At 69.2% G+C, this 20,031-nt stretch carries 13 protein-coding genes, 1 tRNA gene and 1 pseudogene; 10 read left to right on the forward strand and 5 right to left on the reverse strand.

The window, feature by feature from the left end; translation table 11 throughout:
• Positions 1-2: 2 nt before the first annotated feature.
• Together frc and ACWGKQ_RS10370 are read right to left on the reverse strand one after the other, a co-directional pair.
• Entirely contained in the window at positions 3-1,235 is a 1,233-nt protein-coding gene (gene frc / locus ACWGKQ_RS10365; protein ID WP_453291463.1) for a formyl-CoA transferase, read from the reverse strand.
• 12 nt (positions 1,236-1,247) lie between these two features.
• Entirely contained in the window at positions 1,248-2,930 is a 1,683-nt protein-coding gene (locus ACWGKQ_RS10370; protein WP_453291464.1) for a thiamine pyrophosphate-binding protein, read from the reverse strand.
• A 144-nt stretch (positions 2,931-3,074) separates the two neighbouring features.
• Between ACWGKQ_RS10370 and sucC the strand changes: the two genes are divergently transcribed.
• The 4 genes from sucC (at position 3,075) to ACWGKQ_RS10390 (ending at position 6,986) form a co-directional block, all read left to right on the forward strand.
• Positions 3,075-4,205, forward strand: coding sequence for an ADP-forming succinate--CoA ligase subunit beta (gene sucC, locus ACWGKQ_RS10375; RefSeq protein ID WP_453291465.1), 1,131 nt, complete (start codon positions 3,075-3,077; stop codon positions 4,203-4,205).
• An 11-nt stretch (positions 4,206-4,216) separates the two neighbouring features.
• Positions 4,217-5,113, forward strand: a complete 897-nt coding sequence (gene sucD, locus ACWGKQ_RS10380) for a succinate--CoA ligase subunit alpha (protein WP_453291466.1) — start codon at positions 4,217-4,219, stop codon at positions 5,111-5,113.
• A gap of 3 nt (positions 5,114-5,116) precedes the next feature.
• The gene (locus ACWGKQ_RS10385; RefSeq protein ID WP_453291467.1) at positions 5,117-6,652 is read left to right on the forward strand and encodes an aldehyde dehydrogenase family protein; all 1,536 of its coding nucleotides are present in this window, start codon (positions 5,117-5,119) and stop codon (positions 6,650-6,652) included.
• A gap of 249 nt (positions 6,653-6,901) precedes the next feature.
• Positions 6,902-6,986: transfer RNA gene (locus tag ACWGKQ_RS10390), tRNA-Leu, on the forward strand.
• 359 nt (positions 6,987-7,345) lie between these two features.
• Here ACWGKQ_RS10390 and ACWGKQ_RS10395 read toward each other — a convergent pair.
• A pseudogene (locus ACWGKQ_RS10395) lies at positions 7,346-8,366 on the reverse strand (recombinase zinc beta ribbon domain-containing protein); the annotation flags it as partial.
• Between the two features lie 596 nt (positions 8,367-8,962).
• Between ACWGKQ_RS10395 and ACWGKQ_RS10400 the strand changes: the two are divergent.
• The 4 genes from ACWGKQ_RS10400 to ACWGKQ_RS10415 all read left to right on the forward strand — a co-directional run bounded on the left by ACWGKQ_RS10400 (position 8,963) and on the right by ACWGKQ_RS10415 (position 14,618).
• Positions 8,963-9,160, forward strand: coding sequence for a hypothetical protein (locus ACWGKQ_RS10400; RefSeq protein ID WP_453291468.1), 198 nt, complete (start codon positions 8,963-8,965; stop codon positions 9,158-9,160).
• A 277-nt stretch (positions 9,161-9,437) separates the two neighbouring features.
• Positions 9,438-9,758, forward strand: coding sequence for a CU044_2847 family protein (locus ACWGKQ_RS10405; RefSeq protein ID WP_453291469.1), 321 nt, complete (start codon positions 9,438-9,440; stop codon positions 9,756-9,758).
• Between the two features lie 24 nt (positions 9,759-9,782).
• On the forward strand, positions 9,783-14,051 hold the full coding sequence (locus ACWGKQ_RS10410) for an nSTAND1 domain-containing NTPase (RefSeq protein WP_453291470.1): 4,269 nt from the start codon (positions 9,783-9,785) through the stop codon (positions 14,049-14,051).
• A 48-nt stretch (positions 14,052-14,099) separates the two neighbouring features.
• Positions 14,100-14,618, forward strand: a complete 519-nt coding sequence (locus ACWGKQ_RS10415; RefSeq protein ID WP_453291471.1) for a hypothetical protein — start codon at positions 14,100-14,102, stop codon at positions 14,616-14,618.
• 166 nt (positions 14,619-14,784) lie between these two features.
• Here ACWGKQ_RS10415 and ACWGKQ_RS10420 read toward each other — a convergent pair whose 3' ends face one another.
• Together ACWGKQ_RS10420 and ACWGKQ_RS10425 are read right to left on the reverse strand one after the other, a co-directional pair.
• Complete coding sequence (locus tag ACWGKQ_RS10420) at positions 14,785-15,096, reverse strand: recombinase family protein (protein ID WP_453291472.1); 312 nt, start codon at positions 15,094-15,096, stop codon at positions 14,785-14,787.
• 488 nt (positions 15,097-15,584) lie between these two features.
• Positions 15,585-16,889: a cytochrome P450 family protein gene (locus ACWGKQ_RS10425; RefSeq protein ID WP_453291473.1), complete on the reverse strand. Its 1,305-nt coding sequence runs from the start codon at positions 16,887-16,889 to the stop codon at positions 15,585-15,587.
• 285 nt (positions 16,890-17,174) lie between these two features.
• Between ACWGKQ_RS10425 and ACWGKQ_RS10430 the strand changes: the two genes are divergently transcribed.
• Together ACWGKQ_RS10430 and ACWGKQ_RS10435 are read left to right on the forward strand one after the other, a co-directional pair.
• Positions 17,175-18,794, forward strand: coding sequence for an FAD-dependent oxidoreductase (locus ACWGKQ_RS10430; protein ID WP_453291552.1), 1,620 nt, complete (start codon positions 17,175-17,177; stop codon positions 18,792-18,794).
• 47 nt (positions 18,795-18,841) lie between these two features.
• On the forward strand, positions 18,842-19,870 hold the full coding sequence (locus tag ACWGKQ_RS10435; RefSeq protein WP_453291474.1) for an amidohydrolase family protein: 1,029 nt from the start codon (positions 18,842-18,844) through the stop codon (positions 19,868-19,870).
• Positions 19,871-20,031: the final 161 nt, after the last annotated feature.

The following is a 20,031-nucleotide window of genomic DNA, read 5'->3' on the forward strand; positions in this document are numbered from 1 at the left end:
CGTCAGATCACTCCGTTCGACTTGAGCAGGCGCAACTCCTCGTCGCCGAGCCCGAGTTCGCCGATGTAGACCGCTTCGTTGTGCTCGCCGAGCAGCGGCGAACCGGTGACGTCGACCGGGGAGTCGGAGAGCTTGAGCGGGCTGCCGACGGTGACGAACTCGCCGCGCTCGGGGTGCGGGACGGTGACCACCATCTCGTTGGCGACCAGCGACTCGTCCTCGATGATCTCCTTGGTGGAGAGGATCGGCCCGCACGGGATGTTGTGGGCGTTGAGCCGCCCCAGCACCTCCCACTTGGGCAGCGTCGAGGACCACTCCTCGATCAGCTGGAACATCTTGTTGAGCTTGGGGAGGCGCGCTTCGGGGGTCGCCCATTCGGGGTCGGCCGCGAGCTCCGGCCGGCCGATCAGCTCGGTGATCGGCTGCCAGCCGACGGGCTGCACGATGACGTACACGTAGTCGTTCGGCCCGCCCGGCGCGCACTTGACCGCCCAGCCGGGCTGGCCGCCGCCGGAGGCGTTGCCCGAGCGTGGCACCTCGTCGCCGAAGTCCTCGTTCGGGTACTCGGCGAGCCGGCCGTGGGTGAGCCGCTGCTGGTCGCGGAGCTTGACCCGGCAGAGGTTCAGCACGGCGTGCTGCATGGCGACGTTGACGCGCTGGCCGCGGCCGGTGCGCTCCCGTTGGAAGAGCGCCGCCAGTATTCCGGCTACTGTATGCACCCCGGTGCCGGAGTCACCGATCTGTGCACCCGTGGCCAGCGGCGGTCCGTCCTCGAAGCCGGTGGTCGCCATCGAGCCGCCCATCGCCTGGGCGACGACCTCGTACGCCTTGAAGTCGGTGTACGGGCCGTCCCCGAACCCCTTGATGGAGGCGTACACGATCCGGGGGTTGATCTCCTTGATGCGGTCCCAGGTGAACCCCATCCGGTCGACCGCGCCGGGACCGAAGTTCTCCACCATCACATCGGAGCGCCGGATCAGCTCGGTCAGGAGTTCCTTGCCGCGCTCGGTCTTGGTGTTGAGGGTGATGCTCCGCTTGTTGCAGTTGAGCATCGTGAAGTAGAGGGAGTCGACGTCCGGGAGGTCGCGCAGCTGCCTGCGGGTGATGTCACCGGTCGGGGCCTCCAGCTTGACGACGTCCGCGCCGAGCCAGGCGAGCAGCTGGGTGGCGGAGGGGCCCGACTGGACGTGGGTCATGTCGAGGACGCGAATGCCCTCAAGTGCCTTGGTGGTCATGGGCGTTCCACCTCACTTGTACATGGTCTGGTTCATGGTTCCGGGGGCGTACGCGTCCGGGTCGACCCAGACGTTGATCAGCGACGGCTTGCCCGACTCGCGGGCCCGGCGCAGGGCGGGGCCGATGTCGGCGGGGTCGCGCACCTCCTCGCCGTAACCGCCCAGCAGCTGGGCGAACTTGTCGTAGTGGACGTCCCCGAGGGTGTTGCCGACCCGCTCGCGCTCCTTGCCGTACTTGGCGGCCTGGCCGTAACGGATCTGGTTCATCGAGGAGTTGTTGCCGACGATCCCGACGAAGGGGAGGTCGTAGCGGACCAGGGTCTCGAAGTCCCAGCCGGTGAGGGAGAAGGCGCCGTCGCCGAAGAGGGCGACCACCTCCTTGTCGGGGCGGGCCTGCTTGGCGGCGAGCACGAAGGGGACGCCCACGCCGAGGGTGCCGAGCGGGCCCGGGTCCATCCAGTGGCCGGGGGACTTGGGCTGTACCACTTGCCCCGAGAAGGTGACGATGTCGCCGCCGTCGCCGATGTAGATGGAGTCCTCGGTGAGGAAGTCGTTGATCTCGCTGACCAGGCGGTACGGGTGGATGGGGGAGGCGTCCGAGCGCAGTTGCGGCAACCGCTTCTCGATCGCGGTCTGTTCGGCGGCCCGCAGCTCGTCGAGCCACTCCTTGCGCCGGGAGGCCCCGCCGTTGACGCGCCCGGAGACCGCCTCGGTCACGGACTTCAGGACCAGGCCCGCGTCCCCGACGATCCCCAGGTCGATGTCCCGGTTCTTGCCGACCGTGCGGTAGTCGAGGTCGATCTGGACGACGGTCGCGGTGGGGGAGAGGCGCTTGCCGTAGCCCATGCGGAAGTCGAAGGGCGTGCCGACGATCACGATGACATCGGCGTTGGAGAAGGCGTACCGGCGGGAGAGCTGGAAGTGGTGCGGGTCGCCCGGCGGCAGGGTGCCGCGCCCCGCGCCGTTCATGTACGCGGGAATATTGAGGGTCCGCACCAGCTCGATGGCGTCCGCGGTGCCGCGGGTCGTCCAGACCTGGCTGCCGAGCAGGATGGCCGGCTTCTCCGCGTGCACGAGCAGGTCGGCGAGCTTCTCGACGGCCTCGGGGTCGCCGGCCGAGCGGGTGGCGGCCCGGTAGGCGCCCGCCCTGGGGATGCGCGCCTTCGCCGCCGGCACCTTGGCGTCCAGGACGTCGCGCGGAATCTCCAGGAAGGAGGGTCCGGGCGCGCCGTGGTAGCACTCGCGAAACGCCATGGAGACCATGTCGGCGGCGCGGGCGGTGTCCGGGACGGTCGCCGCGAACTTGGTGATCGGCGTCATCATGTCGACGTGCGGCAGGTCCTGGAGGGACCCCATCTTGTGCTGGGCGAGCGCCCCCTGGCCGCCGATCAGCAGCATCGGGGACTCCGCGCGGAAGGCGTTGGCGACCCCGGTGACGGCGTCGGTCGTACCCGGACCGGCGGTCACGACAGCGCATCCGGGCCTGCCGGTGATGCGCGCGTAGCCGTCGGCGGCGTGGGCGGCCACCTGCTCGTGGCGGACGTCGACGACTTCTATGCCCTCGTCGACGCAGCCGTCGTAGATGTCGATGATGTGGCCGCCGCACAGGGTGTAGATGCGGTCGACGCCCTCTGCCTTCAGCGCCTTGGCAACGAGATGACCACCGGAAATCACGTCCTGGGTGTCGTCGGGCATGGCGAAGTCCTGTCCCTTCGTAGGGGGTTGGAAGGCTCTCGCGGTACATTGCATACAGTCGACGAATACTGTATGAACCTTGTTATCCCGCATCCGGTGGGTGGTGTCCAGGGGGCGTGCGGCACTTTCCAGACAGGAGCCGAAATGGACCTGTACGAGCACCAGGCAAGGGAACTCTTCGAAGAACACGGCATCTTGGTCCCGAGGGCCGAGGTCACCGACTCGCCCAAGGAGGCCCGGGAGATCGCCCGCCGGCTCGGCGGCAGGGTCGTCGTGAAGGCGCAGGTCAGGACCGGCGGCCGGGGCAAGGCGGGCGGGGTCAAGTTCGCCGCCGACCCGGCAGCGGCGGAACTCACGGCACGTCAGATCCTCGGCATGGACATCAAGGGTCACCCGGTCGGCACGGTGATGCTGGCCCAACCCGTCGACATCGAGAGCGAGTTCTACGTCTCCTACGTCCTCGACCGGGCGGCCGGCGGCTTCCTGGCGATCGCCTCCGCCGAGGGCGGCACGGAGATCGAGGAGGTGGCAGCGGCCCGGCCGGAGGCGGTGGCCCGGGTGCCCGTCGACCCCGCCGAGGGCATCACCTCGGCGAAGGCGCAGCGGATCGCCGAGGCCGCCGGGCTGCCCGCGCAGACCGTCGACACGCTGGTACGGCTGTGGCAGGTGCTGGTCCGCGAGGACGCGCTGCTCGTCGAGGTGAACCCGCTCGTGCGCACCGCGGAGGGCCGGATCCTGGCCCTCGACGGCAAGGTCACCCTCGACGACAACGCCCGCTTCCGGCGGGCCCGTTGGGGTACCTCGCAGGCCGGCCACCGGGACCCGCTGGAGGCGGCCGCCGCGGCGAAGGGGCTCAACTACGTCAAGCTGGACGGCGAGGTCGGCGTCATCGGCAACGGCGCGGGCCTGGTGATGTCCACCCTGGACGTGGTGGCCGGGTGCGGTGCGGGGCCCGCGAACTTCCTGGACATCGGCGGCGGCGCGTCCGCGCAGATCATGGCCGACGGTCTCGCGGTGATCCTCTCCGACCCGGCCGTGAAATCCGTCTTCGTCAACGTCTTCGGCGGGATCACGGCCTGCGACGCGGTCGCCGACGGCATCGTCCGGGCCCTGGACACGGTCCGGCTGACCAGGCCTCTCGTCGTCCGCCTCGACGGCAACAACGCGGCCCGCGGCCGGGCCATCCTGGACGGTCGCGCGCACCCCCTGGTCGAACAGGCCACCACCATGGACGGCGCCGCCCGCCGGGCCGCCGAACTCGCCCGCACCGCCTGAGGAGCCGGGACATGGCGATCTACCTCACCAAGGAGAGCAAGGTCCTCGTCCAGGGCATGACCGGCGGCGAGGGCATGAAGCACACCCGCCGGATGCTCGCGGCCGGGACGGACGTCGTCGGCGGGGTCAACCCGCGCAAGGCCGGGCGGTCCGTCGACTTCGACGGCCGTGCCGTCCCGGTCTTCGGCACGGTCGCCGAGGGCATGGCGGCGACCGGCGCCGACGTCACCGTCGTCTTCGTGCCGCCCGCCTTCGCCAGGGCGGCGGTGCTGGAGGCGGCCGACGCCGGCATCGGACTCGCGGTGGTGATCACCGAGGGCATCCCGGTCCACGACACGGTGGCCTTCACGTCGTACGCCCGGAGCACGGGCACCCGGATCATCGGCCCCAACTGCCCGGGGCTGATCACGCCCGGCCAGTCCGGCGCGGGCATCATCCCCGCCGACATCACCAAGCCCGGTCCGATCGGGCTCGTCTCCAAGTCGGGCACGCTGACCTACCAACTCATGTACGAGCTACGGGACATCGGCTTCTCCACCTGCGTGGGCATCGGCGGCGACCCGGTCGTCGGGACGAGCCACATCGACTGCCTGGCCGCCTTCCAGGAGGACCCGGACACCGAACTCGTCGTCCTCATCGGGGAGATCGGCGGCGACGCGGAGGAACGGGCCGCCGCCTACATTCGCGAGTACGTCACCAAGCCGGTCGTCGGCTACATCGCCGGCTTCACCGCGCCCGAGGGCCGCACCATGGGCCACGCGGGCGCCATCGTCTCCGGCTCGGCCGGCACCGCACGGGCCAAGCAGGAGGCGCTGGAAGCGGCCGGGGTGCGGGTGGGGAGCACGCCGACCGAGACCGCCCGGCTGGTCCTGGAACTGCTGGACGCGCGACAGCCGGAAGGGAGCTGAGCCATGGATCTTCTCCGCAAGCCCGGCACCGGCTGGGACGACGCCTGGGCGCGCTGCCTCGCCCTCGCCCCCGAGGCCTTCCGGGACGACCGTGTCCTCAACCTCTGGGCCGCCGCGTGGCGGCCCGACGGCCGCCCGCTGCCCGCGACCAGCCCCGTCGACGGCAGCCCCATAGCCGGTGCCCCGCGCCTGGACCGGGACACCGCCCGCCGGGCCGTCCGCGCCTGCCTCGACCAGCACCGCGCCTGGCGGCACGTCCCGCTGGCGGAGCGCCGGGCAAGGGTGGCCGCCACCCTGGACGCCCTGACCGAACACCGCGAGCTCCTCGCCCTGCTCCTGGTCTGGGAGATCGGCAAGCCCTGGCGGCTCGCCCAGGCGGACGTCGACCGGGCGATCGACGGGGTGCGCTGGTACGTCGACGGGATCGAACCGATGCTCGCGGGGCGGACCCCGCTGGACGGACCGGTGTCCAACATCGCCAGCTGGAACTACCCGATGAGCGTGCTCGTTCACGCGGTACTGGTCCAGGCTCTGGCCGGCAACGCGGTGGTGGCGAAGACCCCGACCGACGGCGGGGTCGCCTGTCTCACCCTGGCCTCGGCACTGGCCGCCCGCGAGGGCCTGCCGGTGACACTGCTCAGCGGCAGCGGGGGCGAGCTGTCGGCGGCGCTGGTGCGGGCGCCCGAGATCGGCTGCGTCTCCTTCGTCGGCGGCCGGGACACGGGGGCGGCGGTGGCCACGGCCGTCACCGACCTCGGCAAGCGGCACGTACTCGAACAGGAGGGACTCAACACCTGGGGCATCTGGAACTTCACCGACTGGCCCGCGTTCACCGCGGTCGTCCCCAAGCTCTTCGACTACGGCAAACAGCGCTGCACCGCCTACCCGCGCTTCGTCGTCCAGCGCGAGCTCTTCGACGAGTTCCTCACGGCCTACCTCCCGGCGGTGCGCCGGCTCCGGATCGGCCACCCCCTCGCGGTCGCCGATCCCGCCGACCCGCTCCCCGAGCTGGACTTCGGCCCGTTGATCAACGCGGCGAAGGCCAAGGACCTGACCGACCAGGTGGCCGAGGCCGTCGACCGCGGCGCTGTCCCGCTGCACCGCGGCAGCCCGGCCGACGCCCGCTTCCTGCCCGGCCAGGACACGTCGTCGTACGTCCACCCGGTCACCCTCCTCAATCCGCCGCCGTCCTCGCCGCTCCACCACGCGGAACCCTTCGGCCCGGTCGACACGATCGTCCTGGTCGACACCGAAGCCGAGCTGCTGGCCGCCATGAACGCCTCCAACGGCGCGCTGGTCGCCACGCTCTCCACCGACGACGAGGCCACGTTCGCGCGGCTGGCCCCGCAGATCCGCGCCTTCAAGGTCGGCCACGGCACACCACGCTCCCGCGGCGACCGCGACGAGCTGTTCGGCGGCTTCGGAGCGTCCTGGCGGGGCGCCTTCGTCGGCGGGGAACTGCTGGTGCGGGCGGTGACGCGGGGACCGGCGGGGGAGCGGCCGCCGGGGAACTTCCCGGAGTACCAGCTCATGCCGTGACGCCGAACACCGGAGCGACAGCCTCCGCACCGTGACGCCCTCCTCACGATGCGGTCCGTCCCGGCCGGACCCCGGACAGTGACCGTGACACGGGTCGCCGCCGGTACGGTAGCGGGCCGGACACGCATGGTGAGGGGGCGCCCACCTGCGGGTATGCCGACGGAGACGCAGGTGAAAGGCACTCCGAAAGCTTGGTATTGTTGTCCATGTCGCCGCGGGGAACACCCCCGGCCAGGCGGCAGACACCTAGTCCGGGTGGCGGAATGGCAGACGCGCTAGCTTGAGGTGCTAGTGCCCTTTATCGGGCGTGGGGGTTCAAGTCCCCCCTCGGACACAGAGTAGCCCCGCAGCGCCCGGTTTCAGGGCAGGGGACATCGGCACCCGCTTGCGGCCTTCGGCCGGGGCGGGTGTTTGTCGTCTCGGCTTGGACTCTCCCTTCGATCGGCGTTTCGGCGGGTCCGGTCAGCTGATGGCGATCCTCTCTGTCTCGGGTGTGTCCGCGGTCAAGGTTCTGGCTGCGGCGTCGTAGGTCAGCGAGATCGCCTCGCTGCGTAGGTGGGCAATCGCCTGAGCAGGTGTGGGCCGCACCGATGCACGGCTCACCGGGCGGAGAAGATCCAATTGGCTGGTGAGGCGGAGGTGCAGGGCCGGCAGATGTGGCAGGACCTGGTCTTCGCGCAGGTAGGTGTTGGGGGTGCGGCCGGGTTTTGGGCGGGTGGCGCTGGTGTGGCCATGACGGCACCGGTAGCCGGGACGGTGGTGACTCCAGTGGGATTCCATGCGGCGGCCGCAGACCCCGCAGCACAGCAGCCCTGCCAGGAGATAGGTGCGTTCGGGTGCCGTCTTGCGGGCTTCGCGCTGCAGGGTTCCGACGGTCCGTTCGCAGTGCGCGTTCATCCGAGGAGCTCGCGGCGCGGTCCTCAGGGTCTCGATGTGGTCGGCTGCGAAGACCGTGTCGAAGGACTCGGTGAACTTCGTGTCCCGGTCGCGGATCAGGAAGCGGAGAGAGTCGACCCGGACACCCAACTCGAGGGCGAGGTTTCTCGCCTGCTGGACCGTCCACGGCCCGGTCGGATGCGCAGTCACCCCCGCAATGTGCAGTCGGCGCGTGCCGTGCTCGAGGAAGACCAATGCGTACACGCGGCGCAGGTCGATCAGGTCGAAGTGCACGAAGTCGCAGGCGATGATGCCCTCGGCCTGCGCGGTCAGGAACTCGCGCCATGTTGGTCCGCTGCGACGCGGGGCCGGGTCGATGCCGGAAGCCGTCAGGATCTCCCAGACCGTCGTGGTGCCGATCGGATGCCCCAGACGAACGAGTTCGCCCCTGATCCGACGGCAGCCCCAACGCGGATTCTCCTGGGCCGGCCGCACCACCAACGCCCTTACCGCGCTCATGGTCGCCGGCCTGCCCGGCCTGCTCCGGCGCTTGCTGTAGTCCCACTTGCGTGCGATGAGTCTTCGGTGCCACGCCGGAAGAGGGCGTGACCGGGAACACGCGGGCCCACCGACGTCGCGGGATCAGCCCGGACAGTGCCGCGAACCACGGTCGGTCCGTCGGCTCATACCGCACCGGGCTTGTGAGGTGCCTGCGCAGCGCCGCGTTCTCATGCTGCAGCACCAGTAACTCGGCATCCTTCGCCGCGCGCCGGCGCACCAGCACCGCCGGGACCGACAGCAGCTTCCGGGTCACCCCGTACACCGGTGAGACGAACATCCGGCCAGGGTTCCAGGAGGCCATCGCGCCAGACCTACTCCGAGCAGCGGCGATGAGTTTCTGAACGGCACAGGATCGTGGCGGCAGGACTGCACCCAGCGTTCCCCGCCCCGGTTCGCCGGCCTGATTCCCAACGAACAGGTAGAGCCGCGATGCGACGACACCATCGCTGGTAGGCCGTACATCGGGCTCCTACACGGTGTGGCGCGGGCCGAGGCTGGTAACGATGGCACGGATCGTGTTCTCGTCCGCAGCAGTAATCATGAGGCGAGCCACTCCGTCCTCCCGAAGGGCGGCCCAGGGGCAGCGGCGGTCATTGCAACTCCTCGCACGGTCGGCAACGCGGTCAGTTGAGGAGATACCGCTCGGCCACAGCGCAGTTCGCAGCTCTGGGAAGATTACCCCAACGGGAGGTCACGTCCGCGGACGTGACCGGCGACTGGATTCGATATCAAGATCCACTGAGCGTTGACGAAGCGAGCGCCAGCCACCAAATTGTGGATCACACGCGCAGGCGTGGTGCAGTTTCTGAGGGGGTTTCACGGTCAGATCGCGGTGGATGGGCTCCGGTACTGCGGGGCTAGTAGTGCGGCAGGATGCACAGCCGTAGAACGTGGTCCCGCCGGGGCATGGGCGAGTTGGTCGAGCGCTGGAGGGTCCTGCGCGAGAAGCGCGATCCGGTCGACGCCAGGCGCGGGGCGGGGAAGCTGGGCTTCGCGCTGATACGGAAACCGCCGCTGACCTGGTCTGCCTGGGTGCCGGTGGAATCGCCCGTACGTCGGTACGACGCCTGAAGGGTCAGTGCCCCAACGGCTACGTGAAACAAGGCAGTTTCGCCCGCGCCAAGCCCCGAACCCCCGTCGAGCGGTTTTTCGCCGTCCTCAAGCGTTGGTACTTGCCAGATCTCGTCCGCATCAGCCCCAAGCGCATCACCGCCCTCCCACACGCGGTCTTCACAAACACCCAGAAGCGATCTGCGATCGCCAGGACGTAGATCGGAAATGCTCACTAGGCTGTTCTTCCGCCCGACATGATCGGCTAGGCATCCCGCATGGTGACTGGGGAGGATCCTTGTACCTCGAAGTTCCGCTTAGTGACGGCCGGGCATTCCTCGTCGAGAGCGATAGCGGTCCGGGAGTCGTCCGAGCCGGGCGTGGCCGGGACGCGGTCCAGGCGTCGGTGGAGACGTTCCAGGAGAGTTTGGCCAGAGTGGGACAGATCGCGGAGATGATCGTGCAGCGATTCGCCGCCGTTGAAGACGGGCCTAGCCGTGTTCGCGCCGAGTTCGGCATCAAGTTCTCGGCGGAGACGGGCATGGTCGTCGTGAAGGGGACCGCCGACGCCCATTTCGTCCTTGAGCTCGAATGGAGTCGCTCCGCGGTGGCGGAGTGAGCCGATCCGGGGGGAGAGAAGGCAGTGGCATCGAGTTGGGAAACGGCGATCGCGAGGGTTCTGGACGGTGACCGTCCTGAGGGTGCCGCTTTCCTCGTCGCCGACGGCTACCTGCTGACGTGCACACATGTCGTGGCGGAAGTGGCCGGCCTCACAGCTGATGAGGCGCTGCCGGTGGGGTGCAGCGCGGTGGTGGACTTTCCCCTGTCGGTCCAGCCGGGCCCGCGGGAGGCCCAGGTCTGCTTCAGCAGCCCGGTCGGTGCCGACTTGAGCGGAGATCTCGCCGTACTGAAGTTGTCCGGCGATCCCCCTCCCGATGTCGTGCCACTCAGGTTGGCGGACGTCGACGGTTTGGCGGGGCACCGATGGCGGGCGTTCGGGTTCCCCACCCGGAGCGGCATCGGAAAAGACGCAGGCGTGTGGAGTTCGGGTCTGATCGAAGGCCGGGAGGCCACCGGTTGGTGGCAGCTAAGAGCCGACCCGGATGCGGCGTTCCCGCTCGCTCAGGGCTTCAGCGGCGGACCGGTCTGGGACGAAGAGCTGGGCGCTGTTGTCGGCATCGTCGTCACGGTCGAAGCGGATGCGCGCCTGCGCACGGGTTACGCCTTGACGGTGGCAGCGGTCGAACGCGACTGGCCGGAGTTACGCAGAGCGCTGCTGGCAGGTAATCCTTACCGGGATCTGTCCGCGTTCACCGAAGACGACGCGACTGTGTTCTTCGGCCGGGAGCACGAAACGCGTCGGCTGGTCGAGCTGGTGGAGCGCGACAACACGGCAATCGTGCCGATCCTGGGTGCGTCAGGGGTGGGCAAATCCTCGTTGGTGAGTGCAGGCCTGGTCAGTCACCTGCTCCAATCGGGGCGCTACCTCGTCACTCGGATTCCTCATGGCCAGCGCTACACGGCGGAGGAACTGCTGGCCTGGGCACTGGTGTCGCCAATCGATGACGGGGCGCAGGACGAAACTTCGTGGCATGCGCGATGGCGCGCTTTGGTCGGGCGGCTCAGAGACAAGAGCGAACTGGCCGTGGCTGTCGACCGGTTGCTGGCGGGTCGGCCGCACGGCACACGCCTCCTGGTGATCGCGGACCAGCTCGAAGGGCTCCTCACCGAAGCACCCGAGGTGGCTTCGCGCTTGGACGCCCTCCTCGGGGCTCTCACCGCGCGACGAGCGGACGGGGCGCGGGCAGTTCAGGCGGTGGCGGTCTCCAGGACCGACTTCCTGCGCCACATGGAGGCACTTCCGCAGATCGCAGCGGCGTGGAATGCCACGCAGGTCGTGATCCCACCCATGACCCGAGATCAGCTGCGCGAAGCCGCCACCCGGCCTCTGGCAGGATTCGGCGGCGTACGTTTTGCCGACGGCCTGCTCGAGCGCATCCTCGACGACACCCCGGCGGGCGCGGCCGGACTGCCACTACTCGAATTCACCCTCGACCGGTTGTGGCAGCACCAGCGGCGCGGAGAACTGACGGCACGGTCGTACCATGCCCTCGGCGCAGTAGGGGGCGCGCTGGCCGCCACCGCTGAGAAGGCGCTGTGGTCCTGGGCGGACTCGACAGAGCAGACGATCCTGGAACGGATCTTCATCCAGCTGGTTCGGCCCGGAGCCCAACTCGACGCGGGCGAGCGCGCTCCGGACACCCGACGCGTGGCCGACCGGGACCAGTTCAGCGCCGTCGAACAGGCGCTGATCCAGCGACTGGCCACCACACGGCTGGTGGTTTCGACCCGCCAGCCCACAGGCATCCATACCGTCGAACTCGCCCACGAAGCTCTGCTGCGCGCCTGGCCCAGGCTGGCCGCATGGGTTGAGGCGAACCGGGACTTCCGCCTTTGGCAGGAGGAATTGCGCACGGCGCTACGGGCGTGGGAGAACGCTTCGCACAACCCTTCCAGACTCCTGCACCCCGCACAGGTCGAGGCGGCACAGGAGTGGACACAGCAGCGCCGCGACGAGATCACCGCCGACGAACTCGCCTTCATCGACGCCGGCCGACTCGCCTCCGCCCGTCGCAAGCGCCGACGGCGTATTGCCGCGGCGGCTGTGGCGACCGTCTGCACTCTCGGGTCGATCGCGGCGGGCATCGCCATCGATCAGCATCGCAGCAGCGTTCGGCAACACCAGAACGCGCTGTCCAGACAACTGGCCGCGCAAGCCGCCGCGCTGGACGGCTCACAGCCGGACATCGCCAAACAGTTGCGTATCGCGGCCTACCGCACGGCGCCGACTACACAGGCCTTCGGTGCGCTGTCGACAGGGCTGCCGCTGCCCGGAACCATCTCCACCCCAGGAGTAGACCATGTCGCGATCAGTAACCATCTGATCGCCGTCACGGCCGACGGGCGGCTGCGCCTGTGGAAGCGCAAGGACCACGCCTTCATCTCCGGCCTGTCGACCCAAGGCGTGACCGCTGCGACGTTCAGTCCCGACGGCGGCACTCTCGCCGCAGCCACCATCGGCGGCGACGTCGAGATCTGGAACGTCTCGAAACCGGACCACCCGGTTCGCGACAGGAGGTTGACCGGCACGAAGAAGTCGATCCAGGCCGTCGCGTTCAGCCCTGACGGGCGACTACTCGCCGCTGGCGGCTCGGATCACGGTATCGGCCTGTGGGATGTGGGATCGGGCGGCGGCGCTGCCCCGCTGGCACGCTTCGACGGCGGAGCGGGCACCATTGCAGGACTCGCCTTCAGCCCGGACGGGCACCAGGTGGCCGACGCGAACTCGGACGGCTCTACAGGCCTGTGGGACGTCTCGCATCCCGCCGCCCCCACTCTCCTGGCGCGAATCGACGGCGACCGGCCGATGCGCTCGGTCGCTTTCAGTCCTCTGGGCAATGTGCTGGCCGCAGCCGGCGTCGACGGCCGAGTGCACCTGTGGAGTACCCGCAACGCCCGCAAACCGGACTCGCTGACCGTGCTCGACAAAGCCGGCTCCCCCGCAAAGGCCTCGGTGGCCTTCTCACCCAACGGGTTGTTCCTGGCCGCCACCGGCGTCAATGACACTGAACCCACGCAGTTGTGGGACGTCTCAACCCCGGCGTACCCCTCGCCACTGCCGAACCTCCCCGACGGGAGCGGGAATACCGACCTTGCCTTCAGCCCCGACGGGAGCACGCTCGCGACCCTGGGCAAGGCGTCGGGCGACCTGCGATCCCCCAACGACCAGGTCCAGCTCCGGGACATGGCCAACCCGTGGATGCCGACCGCGGTCGCCACCGTGCCCCTCGCCGGTATCGTCGGCTATTCCTCGGTCGAGTTCTCCACCGACGGAAAGCTGCTCGCCGCAGCCGGAGTGGGCATCGGCGTCGGCATCTGGAACGTGAGCGATCCCCAGCACAAGCACCGCATCTGGGGAGGAGACATCGGCGCGAGCGTCTCTCTCTCGGGCCGCACTCTGGCGGTCGGGGCACCAGGAAAGATCACGTTCTGGGACCTTGGCGACCCGAGCCACCCCGCACAACGCGGTTCGATCAGCCTCCCGGGAACCGGCGGCGGCACGGACTACCTCGAAATCCGGTTCAGCCCGGACGGACACCTGCTCGAGGCCCGGGACGCGTTCCTGTCCAAAGCCTGGATCATCGATACGAGAACTGTCACCAAGCCCGCTGTACTCGCCGCCCTCACCGGCACTCCGGGCGGGTCCGGGACGATCAGCGCGAACGGGTCACTGCTCGGGATGAGTGACGTCCTCGTAAAGCCCAAGGGCACCCACAGGGCCAGCATCTGGGACATCCGGAACCCGGCCAAGCCAAGGCCACTGCCTGATCTAGCCGGCCGTCTAGGCACTGTGACCGCTATGGACTTCGCGCCCAACGCGTCCGTGCTGGCGGCCGGCAGCGCCAACGGCGCTGTCACGTTCTGGCAGGTCACAGTCGGCGGCAAACCGAAGCGGCTCACCTCGACTTCAGGTTCCGGATCGGTCGTGGCCGCACTGCGCTACAGCGCGGACGGGCGGTTCCTGGTAAGCGTCGACGTCACGGGCACCGTGCGCATGTGGGACCTGTCAACCGCGACCAGTCCAGTACTGCTCGGATCCTACTACCAGCCAGATCCGTCTGGCCTCCTGCTGCAGGGGGCTTCGATCACCGTCGGACCGCCCCGGCTTCCCCGCGAAGGCAGGCTGGCCGTCACCGCCGGCGACATCAGCCGTACCCAGATCTGGACCAGCGACGCCGACCTTGTCGTCAAGAGGCTGTGCCAGACCATCGGCGACACCCTCACCAAGGAACAGTGGGCCCGGTATGCGCCGGGCGCAGACCACTCCGACCCATGCCGAAGCGCAGGCTGACCACAAAGCAGGGCATTGCTTTCACGTTCGTTCGAGGGGGGATCAACCATGGGTTCAACGCGAACAGCGGCTCCGCGAAGGATCATCGCTCCGCGACTCGCCGGATTCGGCATCATCATCGCGGCGGCGGCCTGCTCGGCCGGTTGCACCAGCGCACCCACGCCAGCACCGGACCCGACCACTCACATCCCCTCATCCTCGGCGCAGTCGAGCCCGCCCGATTACTCCATATTCACAGGGCAGTGGAGCGGGCACGGCAACGACATGACCATTGAGGCCGACGGCACGTTCACCATGGAAGAACGCACCTACCTGGACTGCAACGAGAATCCCCAACCCTGCGACTCCATGGCTACCAACGGAAAAATCACCGACGGCGCAATCGCGCACGGGACACTGGAGTCGACGTCCGGGACGGTCGCCAAAGGCGATATAACGGACAGCACGGACAGCTCTCGGCTACCAACAGGGCCGGTTACCTTCACCCTCGACACGGCGAACTCTCTCATCAAAGCGCTGAACCTCAATTGGTGCGCCCCCAGCGCGCCGTCGGGAATCTGCTACTGATCAAGGCAGCAGCGAGCCTCACCTGCGCAGCGTCGAGCTGCCAAGCGGTTGCCCTTGCCGAAAACCTCATCCGCCCTGATGGGAGCCGGACTGCGGGAATCGCGGGGCCTCGGGCGCGGACACTTGAATCGGTACTCTCGCGGGGCTGGTGCGGCCGCGGGCGGCCTCAGCCGGCAGTGACGTCGCGGTGGCCGAGGGTGGTGTTGGAGGGGGCGAGGAGGTCGTGGTCGGTGCGCTGACGGTTCCAGACCTGGCGGCCGGTGTAGCGGGGATTGGTGAGGATCGCCTGCACCGTGTTCAGCACCCAGCGCCGGCCGCTGCGGTGCGGGTTGCGGGTGGGGTCGGCGGCGGACGGGCAGGGGATACCGGCGTCGTCGAGGGCGCGGGTGATGCGGGCGATGCTGTGCCCGGGCAGGCGCTGGGCGAAGATCCAGGACACGATCGGCCCGCACTCGGGGTCGGTGTCCAGGCGCTGCATGCGCACGCCGCGGCGGGGCCAGGGCCCGGTTGGGGTGCGGGCCGGCGTCGGCGAGGCGGTAGCCGTAGGGCGGGCGGCCGCCGAGGTAGCGGCCCTGGTCGCGGGTCTGCACGGTCATCGCGGCCCGCACCCGGATCCGGGCCCGGGCGATCTCCCGCTTGGACAGGATGCCGAGCAGGATCATCAGCTCCTCCTGCCCGGCGGTGTGCGGGTCTACGGCGCCGCCAAGCTCCGGCACCCACACCTCGTTGCCGTAGTGGTCGAAGAGCGGAGCCATGGTCGGGAACTGGTCGCCGTAGAAGGCGCGTTCACCGGAGCCGATGACGACCGCATCGAAAATCCAGTCAGTGTCGGTCATCGCCGCCAGCAGGGCCGCCGGAGCGCCGCGCCGTTCTCGCGATCGGGCATGCGAGTGCGCCGCGACCCCGGCGTCGTGTCGGCCGTACCGGCAGCGTGCTTGGCCGGGGTCGCGGGCTACGCCCGTGATGTCAGGCGATGTCGACCATCCCGGACGCCCAGTCGTCCAGGATCCTGGAGGGGTCCAGGACGACGGGCAGTTCGGTCAGGCCCCGGAAGGCGGGGAAGGGCACGGTGAGCCACTTGGCCTCGTCCGCCGGCTGGGCCAGGGAGAGTTTCGGGAAGCGGCGGAAGAGCGAGGCCAGGGCGATCTGCATCTCCATCCTCGCCAGCGGTGCGCCGAGGCAGAAGTGCGGCCCCGTACCGAAGGCCAGGTGTTTGCTCTGTACGCCCGGCCGGGTGATGTCGAAGGTGTCGGGGCTCTCGAACGCGGCGGCGTCCCGGTTGGCCGAGGTGACCGCGATCTGTACCAGCGAACCCTTGGGAATGAGCGTCCCCGCGATGGTGATGTCCTCGAGGGCGTGCCGGAAGGTCGCGTTCTCGACCGAGCCCTCGAAGCGGATGATCTCCTCGATCGCGTTCGGGAGGAGGTCGGGCGAGTCGATCACCTGCCTGAGCTGCTCCGGATGGGTGAGCAGCGTGTAGACGGCGTTGCCGATGAGGTAGGCGGTCGTCTTGTGGCCCGCGAACAGCAGCACCCACAGCGTGGACAGCAACTCACCGTCCGTCAGCGAGTCCTGCTCGTCCCGCGTCTGGATGAGGACGCTGAGCAAGTCGTCCTCGGGGGCCTTGCGCTTACGGGCGATCAGGACCTCGAAGTACTCCCGGAGAGTGTTCTCCGCCTCGGCGAGGCGATCCTTGTCCTTCTTGCTGAAACCGGTCCGCGCGACGACACTGCACCACTGCTGGACCTCCTGCCGTTCCTCCTCGGGGACGCCGATGAGCTCGCAGATCACCTGCAGGGGCAGCGGGAAGGCGAAGGCCGACAGCAGATCGACGGGCTGCAGAGTGGAGCAGTTGTCGAGCAGCGTGTCGGTGAGCTCCTGGATCCGTGGGCGCAGCGCCTCGATACGGCGGGGCACGAAGGCACGGTTGACGAGTCGGCGCAGCCGCGTGTGCTTCGGCGGGTCGGCGAACAGCATGTTGTCGTCCAGGGCGATGGAGGAGTCGCCGAAGATGGACCGGTAGGCGTCGATGGCCGCGTACATGTCCTTGCTGATCCTGGGGTCGGCAAGGGCGGCCTTCGCGTCCTCGAACCGGGTGATCAGGTACGAGTGCACACCGTGGGGCGGGGTGATGCGGCAGACCGGCGCGTTCTCCCGCAGGTGCCGGTAGAGGGGGTGCGGGTTGGCCCGGTACTCCGGGCAACCACGGGATGCCGCGTCCACCGCCCGGGCTGTCTCGTCCGCGATCTCCTGCTCCTGCATCTGAGTCATCGACGGTCCTTCTTCTCTTCCCACGGTGGCACAGGTCGGCTGCAAGCTTGGAATGCATTGACGCCGCTCGGAAAGGGAAAACGCGATTCACCCTGACGCGGACCCAAGTCGTCGGCACGGTACGGAAGCGGAAAGGCAGAGTGTGCCGTCCGGGGGAAGGACCGATTGCCGACCCCGGGGGCCTGTGACAGGTTCGGATTCAGGGCCGCCATAATTGCGAATCGCTGCCCGAACTACCGCTGGGTCTCTGGAGGAGGACGGGCTGTGGACACGCGCGACAGAGAAATGGTGCCGGTATTGATCGTGGGCGGTTCGCTTGTCGGACTGTCCGCATCGGTGTTTCTGGGAAGACTGGGCGTCACCCATATGGTCGCCGAGCGTCGGGCCGCCACTTCCGAACATCCCCGGGGCCGGGGGAACAACATGCGGACGATGGAGTTGTTCCGCACCGCCGGGCTGGAACCGGACATCAGAAAGGCCGCGGCCGTCCTGTCCGGCAATCACGGCATCATGCAGACGGACAAGCTGTCGGGCGGTGAGAGCAGATGGCTCTCGGCCCGTCTCACCGGCGGAGCCCCAGAGACGAACGTGTGCTCCACCCGGCGGTGCGCGTGCAGCCAGAACGACCTGGAGCCGGTCCTGCTGGCACACGCCCGTGCACTGGGCGGGGACGTGCGCTTCGGTACGGAGCTGATCTCCTTCACCGAGGACCGGGACGGCGTGACGTGCGAACTGCGCGAGCGGGAGAGCGGCCGCACATACTCCACGCGCACGGCTTACCTCCTGGCGGCCGACGGGCCGCGCAGCCCCGTGCGCGAGCGGCTGGGCATCGGGCAGAGCGGCGGGGGCGACCTGTTCCACAACGTGAGCGTCACCTTCCGCAGCAAGCTCCTGCGTCAGGTGGTGGGGGACAAGCGGTTCCTGGTGTGCTACCTGAACGGAACCGAGGGCGATGGGGTCCTGCTGCCCGTCGACAACGAGGAGAAGTGGGTCTTCCACGTCCCGTGGTTCCCCGAGCGCGGCCAGACGCTCGAGTCCTTCACCGACACGCGCATCGCCGACCACATCAGGGCCGCCGCCGGCGTACGGGACCTGGACGTCGAGGTCACGGGACGCGCCCCGTGGCACGCGGCGGACCGGGTCGCCGACCGCTATCGGCAGGGACGCGTCTTCCTCATCGGTGACTCGGCCCACGAGATGCCCCCCACCGGCGCCTTCGGATCCAACACGGGCATCCAGGACGCGCACAACCTCGCCTGGAAGATCACGGCCGTACTGCACGGCTGGGCGGGAGAGGGCCTGCTGGACACCTACGAGAACGAACGGCGCCCGGTCGCACTGGCCACGAGTGCCCGGGCCATCGAGCAGGCCGCACGCGAGCAGCACCCCGGCTACACCGCCGCGCAGGGGGCGGGCCAGAGCACGGACCTGATGACCGTGTCCCTCGGCTACCGCTATGTCTCCTCGGCCGTGTCCGGCGCCGACACCGACGCGCCGACCATCCCGCAGAAGCTTCGCCTGCAGGCGGACCCCGGCACCCGCGCCCCGCATATGACCGTCGTGCACGACGGGGACACCAAGTCGACCATCGACCTGTACGAGCGGTGCTTCGTCCTCCTCTGCGGTCTTGTGGACGGACCGTGGCCGTCGGCCGCCCATGCCGCGTCGGCCAGGCTCGGCGTGCCCCTGGTGTCCTACCGCGCCGGCGCCGGCCCGGACTTCGACGTCGACACCTCGCCCGCCCTGGCCGCCGGTGCCGAGGACTGGGCCGCCACGCACGGGGTCACCCCGCAGGGCGCGGTGCTCGTGCGCCCCGACGGAATGGTCGCCTGGCGCTCCGGCGGCCTCCCTGCGAACCCCGAGGACGAGCTGACGCACGTTCTGCAAGGCCTCCTCAGCCGCTGATCCCGCTCTCCGACGCCCTCGAACCGTTCCACCACAGGGAGCCCTCCATGCCTCACGCCGCCGAGACCACTGCCGCGCAGGCTCCGGGCGACATAGGCCTGCGCACCGCCCTGAGCGCCGACGACGCCCGGCACGAACGAATAGATGTCCACCACCACTACACCGCCCCCGAATGGGTGCGGTGGGCCGAGAAGAACGGGATCGCGGACCGTGACAGGCTGCCGCCGTGGACCCGGTGGGACGAGGCCGCCGCCCTGGATCTGATGGATCTGACCGGCACGCGCACCAGCATCCTCACCGTCGCCATGCTGGGACGCTTCCAGGACGCGGCGACACGCAAGGAGAGCACGCGTGTCGCCCTCGAGGCCGCGGGCGACCTGGCCGTCCGGCACTCAGGCCGCTTCGCCTTCTTCACACCCGTCTTCCTCGACGACGCCGAGCTCTCCCGCTGGTCCGTCACTCATGGGATGGACCAGCTCGGCGCGGTGGGCGTCAGTGCGCGCACCAGCACGGGCGGCACGTATCTGGGCGACCCCGGGCTCGACCCGATCATGGCGGAACTCGACGAACGCGCCGCTGTGATCAGCACGCACCCCATGCAGGTGAACACCTCCGGCGCCCCCGAGGGTGTACCGCCGTTCGTGTGCGACTTCCTCATGGACACGACCCGCGCCGCACTGAGCCTGATCATGAACGGCACTCTGGACCGTTTCCCGCGGCTCACGTTCATCCTCCCGCACGGGGGCGGGTACCTCCCCTACATCGCGAGCCGGATCGAGGTCTTCGGGCGCCAGCTCGTCCCCGCCGTCGATCCCGGCCGCGTCCGCGACTACCTGCACTGCTTCTACTACGACACGGCCGCGCCCATGTCGCCGTCGGCCACCCCCACTCTTCTGGCCGCCGCGGGCTCCTCCCGCATCCTCTACGGAAGCGACTGGCCGCCGACCCCCACCCGGGTGGTCGCCGATGTGACAACTCCGGCTCTGGACAGGGATCCCGCCCTCGGCGACGAGGAGCGCGGTCACATCAACCGCGGGAACGCCCTGCGTCTCCTGCCCGCCCTCGCGTCGGCCTGAGCACGCACGGTGGGTCGTCCTCGTGCCGCGTGTGTGGGTGCCACGGAGAATCGCTGCCCGACTCGCTCGGCGCTCGGACGGACGTTCGCCGTGCGGCACGTCTCACCGAGCCGCACCGCCCACGCCCGGGGTCGCCACGGCACAGTCACATTCACCCCCCC

This window comes from Streptomyces sp. NPDC054770, from assembly GCF_053611985.1.

Bases quoted from the DNA above. Each gene is read 5' to 3' on its own strand.
- ACWGKQ_RS10435 (WP_453291474.1), top strand. From the start codon at position 18,842: ATGCCTCACGCCGCCGAGACCACTGCCGCGCAGGCTCCGGGCGACATA.
- sucD (WP_453291466.1), top strand. From the start codon at position 4,217: ATGGCGATCTACCTCACCAAGGAGAGCAAGGTCCTCGTCCAGGGCATG.
- ACWGKQ_RS10420 (WP_453291472.1), bottom strand. From the start codon at position 15,096: ATGCAGCGCCTGGACACCGACCCCGAGTGCGGGCCGATCGTGTCCTGG.
- ACWGKQ_RS10385 (WP_453291467.1), top strand. From the start codon at position 5,117: ATGGATCTTCTCCGCAAGCCCGGCACCGGCTGGGACGACGCCTGGGCG.
- ACWGKQ_RS10400 (WP_453291468.1), top strand. From the start codon at position 8,963: ATGCACAGCCGTAGAACGTGGTCCCGCCGGGGCATGGGCGAGTTGGTC.
- ACWGKQ_RS10430 (WP_453291552.1), top strand. From the start codon at position 17,175: ATGGTGCCGGTATTGATCGTGGGCGGTTCGCTTGTCGGACTGTCCGCA.
- ACWGKQ_RS10370 (WP_453291464.1), bottom strand. From the start codon at position 2,930: ATGCCCGACGACACCCAGGACGTGATTTCCGGTGGTCATCTCGTTGCC.
- frc (WP_453291463.1), bottom strand. From the start codon at position 1,235: ATGACCACCAAGGCACTTGAGGGCATTCGCGTCCTCGACATGACCCAC.
- sucC (WP_453291465.1), top strand. From the start codon at position 3,075: ATGGACCTGTACGAGCACCAGGCAAGGGAACTCTTCGAAGAACACGGC.
- ACWGKQ_RS10425 (WP_453291473.1), bottom strand. From the start codon at position 16,889: ATGACTCAGATGCAGGAGCAGGAGATCGCGGACGAGACAGCCCGGGCG.
- ACWGKQ_RS10415 (WP_453291471.1), top strand. From the start codon at position 14,100: ATGGGTTCAACGCGAACAGCGGCTCCGCGAAGGATCATCGCTCCGCGA.